At 58.6% G+C, this 5,000-nt stretch carries 5 protein-coding genes and 1 pseudogene (1 of these 6 running past the window's edge); 1 reads left to right on the top strand and 5 read right to left on the bottom strand.

The window, feature by feature from the left end:
• From NW845_RS09660 to NW845_RS09650, 3 genes are all read right to left on the bottom strand, one after another.
• On the bottom strand, positions 1–203 hold the 5' portion of the coding sequence (locus NW845_RS09660; RefSeq protein ID WP_414378331.1) for a hypothetical protein. It extends 634 nt beyond the left edge of the window; the window shows 203 of its 837 coding nt (coding positions 1–203); it begins with the start codon at positions 201–203; its stop codon lies beyond the left edge, outside the window.
• A gap of 224 nt (positions 204–427) precedes the next feature.
• Positions 428–1,030, bottom strand: coding sequence for a transcriptional regulator NrdR (gene nrdR, locus NW845_RS09655; RefSeq protein WP_414378330.1), 603 nt, complete (start codon positions 1,028–1,030; stop codon positions 428–430).
• A gap of 50 nt (positions 1,031–1,080) precedes the next feature.
• Positions 1,081–2,646, bottom strand: coding sequence for a cryptochrome/photolyase family protein (locus NW845_RS09650; RefSeq protein ID WP_414378328.1), 1,566 nt, complete (start codon positions 2,644–2,646; stop codon positions 1,081–1,083).
• Between the two features lie 79 nt (positions 2,647–2,725).
• On the opposite strand from NW845_RS09650, the gene NW845_RS09645 reads away from it, so the two are divergent.
• Positions 2,726–3,313, top strand: coding sequence for a phospholipid carrier-dependent glycosyltransferase (locus NW845_RS09645; RefSeq protein WP_414378327.1), 588 nt, complete (start codon positions 2,726–2,728; stop codon positions 3,311–3,313).
• A 289-nt stretch (positions 3,314–3,602) separates the two neighbouring features.
• On the opposite strand, the pseudogene NW845_RS09640 reads toward NW845_RS09645, so the two are convergent.
• Positions 3,603–4,400, bottom strand: a pseudogene (locus NW845_RS09640) (YbbR-like domain-containing protein); the annotation flags it as partial.
• A 146-nt stretch (positions 4,401–4,546) separates the two neighbouring features.
• Positions 4,547–5,000: diadenylate cyclase (locus NW845_RS09635; RefSeq protein ID WP_414378326.1), on the bottom strand; the 454-nt coding region annotated here is incomplete at its 5' end.

The following is a 5,000-nucleotide window of genomic DNA, read 5'->3' as shown; positions in this document are numbered from 1 at the left end:
CGCTGATTTTCGGAAGAGAGGCGGCTCACCTGCTGACGGGCAGATTCCAGCTCTTCGGCCACTTGTTGATACACCTGGATGGGCACTGTCCCCGGCCCCGTCTCTAGTGAGGCAGGGGTGCGAAAGCTGTTGTTGCCGGGCAAGCCACTGGGGTTGCCGTTGCGAGCTCCAGAGGGGCTAGAACCCCGAAAGTCGTACTGCATAAATTGAATCGACGCGTAAGAAAGGATGAAAAACTGAGGAAGGTGGGCAGCCAGGGATCCTGAACAGACAAAGCCGCAAGGCTCACCTAGCGGTAGCGCTGAACACCGACCAGCCGGGGATATCTAGCGCTATGCTTAGTGTAGGCGGCAATTGCTAACCCAAGCATACCGCTAAGCTGTTTGAATGGGAGCCCTTTTCTGGCAGTTTTTCTCGGCGGCAAGCGCTATTTTGGGATCCCCGAGAGATTGCTCGAGGCGTCGTTTTGATCGAGGAGTTTGGGAATACCCCCCACCCAGTCTGGAGAAGCTGTGGATTCCGACTCTGAAGGGGGAGAGTTCCGCAACGGCCGCTCCAGATCTCGTCGGAGGGGGCCCTCCAACCGTTCCAACTGTTCCAGTTCAGTAACAAAGTCTTTTATACCCTGGAACTGGCGGTACACGGAGGCAAAGCGCACATAGGCAACTTCGCTCAGGCGCTGTAGGCGCTCCAGTACCATCTCGCCGATGCGTAGGGTAGTTACCTCTTGAACGTCTTCCAGTTGCAGTTTTTCTTCGATTTCGTTGACCAACTCCTCCATCTGCTTGATGCTAACTTGGGTTTTTTGGCAGGCGTGCATCACCCCTTGGAGAATCTTGTTGCGGTTAAAACTCTCCCGGGATCCATCCCGTTTAATGACCATGATGGGCATGAATTCAATGCGCTCGTAGGTGGTGAAGCGGTAGCCACAGGACATGCATTCCCGCCGCCGCCGCACGCTTTGGCCACCTTCTGCCGAACGGGACTCTAAAACGCGAATTTCTTGCTTGCCGCAGCGGGGACATTTCATGACGTGGGCTCCTTGAACCAAGTAGCATAGAAAGGGAAGGTGCTCCAATTTTAGCCAGACGGCTGGCCCAGGGAGTTGCTCCTAGGCCAGGGATCCCACCAAGCAGCAGCTTGCGCTTGGATTTGGGCTTTTAGCTCCGGCTGCAAGCGATCCAAGTGGGCCAATACCCATTTCATCCTCCCTAGGGGGGTCAAGAGGGAGCGGTGGCGCAAGAGGAAATCCCAGTAGAAGGTATTAAAGGGACAGGCGCGTTCGCCAACCTTTTCGCTGGGATTGTAGCGGCAATGGCGGCAGTAGTCACTCATTCTGCGGATGTACTGGGCAGAGGCGGCGTAGGGTTTGGTGGAAAGCATGCCCCCGTCGGCAAAAAGGCCCATGCCGATGACGTTGGGCTGCATCACCCAGTCGTAGCTGTCGATGAACACGTCGTGAAACCACGCTTCCACTGCCTGGGGTTGGATGCCGCTGATGAGCGCAAAATTGCTGAGCACCATCAGCCGCTGGATGTGGTGGGCGTAGCCGTGGCGGCGAATTTGCCCTAGGGTGTGCCGTAGGCAGGCCATGTCGGTTTCGCCCGTCCAAAAAAAGTCCGGCAGGGGGCGGTGGTGGCCAAAGAAGTTCTTCTGGGCATAGCCCTGGGGCATCTGGTATTCGTAGAAGCCGCGCAGGTATTCCCGCCAGCCCAGGATCTGACGGATGAAGCCTTCAGCGGAAGGAAGAGGGATCCTGCCGCGATGGTAGGCCTGTGCGGCGGCGGCGAGGACTTCTTGGGGGGTGAGAAGCCCTAGATTGAGGTAGGGGGAAAGGAGGGAGTGGTAGAGGAAGTCCTCCCCAGCTTGCATGGCATCTTGCCAGGGGCCGAAATGGGGCAGGCGGTGCTGGATAAAGTCTTCGAGCACCTGCAGGGCTTGGGCGCGGGTGACTGCCCAGCCAAAGCCCTCTAGGGATCCAAAGTGGTGGCCGTAACGTCGCCGCACTTTCTCCATCACCGCTTGCGTGATGGCGTCGGGAGGAAACCTCAGAGGGGGTGGGTAGCGCCGGCCAGGCTGAGGAGGCTGCCGGTTTTCCCGGTCGTAGTTCCAGCGCCCACCCAGGGGTTGGGAGCCGTCCATGAGGAGGCGGAAGCGTCTGCGCCCTTGGCGGTAAAAGTCTTCCAGAAGCAGGCGCTTGCGGCCTGAGGCCCAGTCGATAAACTGGGAGGCTGTCCAGAGGAAGTGGTTATTTTCCACGACCAGGAGCGGGCAGGGGAGGGCGGATCTCAGCTTTTCCACCTCCGCTCGAACAGGAATGTCGGCAGGCTGCATGAGGCGGATTTGTTGTAATTGATATTGCCTGGCCCAGGCCTGCAGGGGTTCAGCAGAGTCCTCGGCTTCCACATAGGTAACGGGGTGGCCGCGCTGTTGCAATTCTTGGGCAAAGTGGCGCATGGCCGACCACACCAGCACCAACTTCTGCTGGTGATGGTTGCGGGAGCTGGCCCAAGCTTGGGACTCGATAAAAAGGATGGGGACGCGGTGGGGAGGTAGGGTTGAGAGGGAGGCAAGGGCAGCTTGCTGGGGGTGCAGTTGGTCGGGGAGGATCCAGACACCTGTGGAGCCAGAGGGTGGAACGGTCATGGGGGGGTAATATCGCGGCCTCGAGGATCTCTAAGGGCAGCCCAAGTTGAGTGTAGCGCTAGGAAACAGGGCTAAGGCCATGAAGACGACCTCCAGTCGGCTAGCTGCAGCAAGAGGGGGGGTGGGGATCCCCTTTCTCCCCGCCTGGGCGGGCCTGGGGATGGCGGCCCTACTGCTGTTGCTGGTTTGGAACTGGACGGATCCCCTGCCGCCAGCCTGGGATGAGGCGCAGCACCTGTTGCAGGCCCAGGCATTTGGGGATCACCTGCGGCGGTTTCGCTGGGAAGGGGTGTGGTGGCAGCAGTTTTTGCACTTAAACCAGCGCTACCCGCCTTTGGCCTACTGGCTGGGGATCCCGTTGGCCGCTTTGCACCCCTTTAGCCGTGCCGATGGGCAGTTGCTCAATTGGGTGTTGCTGGGGATCCTGACCCTGGCAACCCAGCGGCTGGGCCAGCGGATTTACCACTCTCAGGAAGTGGGCTGGTTGGCGGCAGCGCTGCTCGTCCTTTACCCAGGGATCGCGGCTCTGGCCCATGTGTACATGTTGGAGCTGCCGCTGCTGGTGGCGGTGACGCTGGCTTTTTGGGCGATCTGGGCCTACGGGGAGGAACCGACCTGGTGGAGGGCGGAGGGGGTGGGGGCGGGGGTGGCGGCGGCGCTGGGATAATCACCACTGTCACGGTTGGCGCTTCACCCACGATGCTGACCCCATCAGGCAGCAGGGGTTGGACAGGGAACTGATAGGCACCAGGAGCAAGTCCGCTGACGTTAATGGTTGCTTCCAGCGGCGTCGCCGCCAGGGCATTCAGTTGGGCACTGGTACCGGCGAAGGTTATCTCAACGACCTCTGGTGATACGGTGACAAGGAGACCATTTTCTAAACCGTCGATCACAATCTCGACCGGTAAGCGAATCTGGAATGGCAAGGTAATTGGTGTGATCTCAACCGTTACCCGCACAGCGTTCGACTCGCCCTGAGCCGGCGAAGTACCGGTCGGGATGATTAACGGTACGATGCGCACCACCGTCTCACGAGCGTTGGCGATATCGATAGCTTCTGTCTGCAACAGGTTGATCGCGTCAAGCGGGCCAGAACTACCGGTAAGGGTGATTAATGGCGGATCAACCTTGATATCGGTGACGGCAAATCCCGGCGCCGGTGAGCCGATGATAATCGGCGAAACCGGCACCAGTCGCAGACCAACCACCGGATTAATCGGGATAACGACAGTCACCGTTGCCGGTCGAACCTGCACTCCTTCAACCGGCTGATTATTGTTATCAACCGGCGTCAGGTTCAACGGTGCAACATACGATGCGCGAAGTTGCGCGATATTAGCCACAGTCCGCACCGCCGCTACCCGCACAACCCGACTTTGCGGACCACTCACCGTTACGGTGTCGATCAAATTACCGTTGTAGCGTATCTCTGGATCACCGCGCTCAAAACTAAATGGTGGCGAACCAACGATTTCAAGACGAATGGGGACGGTCACAGTTTCTACAGGCTCGATACGTATACTGATAGCAGACGGTTCGATCCCTCCCGCCGGCACACTGAACGAGAGGTTGCTGCGCGTTGGTTGAACATTGATCGGCACCAGGTGATCGCCGGGACCAAGATTACTCAGATCGGCCACAACCCGGATATCAACCGGACGTAACTCCGAGCGCTGTCGGCGATCAGTGCGGAGGGTGACGTCAACGAGTGGAAACGAGGTTGTCGGCAACCCATTCGCATCAACGATCACCATATCTTCAGCCAGGCCAACGATCTGGAGCGTGAGGTCCTCGAAACGGGCCGTCTCTTCAGGATTCTCGCTGAAAGAAACAAACGCCCAGAGGGCAAAGCTCAGACCAAAGGCCAGGAACGCCCGCAACACGATTGAACGCACGCCATTCATGCCGCCCTCTTCGCTTCTTTCTCAAGCGGCACCTGCATCAGATCGGCCAGCATTGTCCGCAGCCGTGTCTCGGTTAAATAGCTCACCATGCGGCCATCACTGACGAGCGAGATAGCACCGGTCTCTTCTGACACAACGACGGCCAGTGCATCAGTCTGCTCGGTAATCCCCTTGGCCGCACGGTGGCGCGTACCGTACCGTCGTGGACCGGAAATATCTTCGCTAAGCGGTAGCACAACATTGGCTGCCAGAATCCGATTCCCGCGAATGATCACTGCCATATCGTGCAAGGGTGAGTTAGGAAAGAAAATATTGAGCAAAAGCGGCGTGGAAATACGCGAGTCGAGAATCACACCACGGTCGGCAAATTCCTGCAACTGGGTGCGGCGTTCAATCACAATCAGTGCCCCAACCCCCTGCTGCGAGAGCTGTGCTGCTGCGCGACTGATC

It is taken from the genome of Synechococcus sp. H60.2 (genome assembly GCF_047462315.1).
In the GTDB taxonomy this organism is placed as follows: domain Bacteria; phylum Cyanobacteriota; class Cyanobacteriia; order Thermostichales; family Thermostichaceae; genus Thermostichus.
The sequence above is the reverse complement of the archived record's forward strand: the minus strand, read 5'-3'. Positions and strand labels throughout refer to the sequence as shown.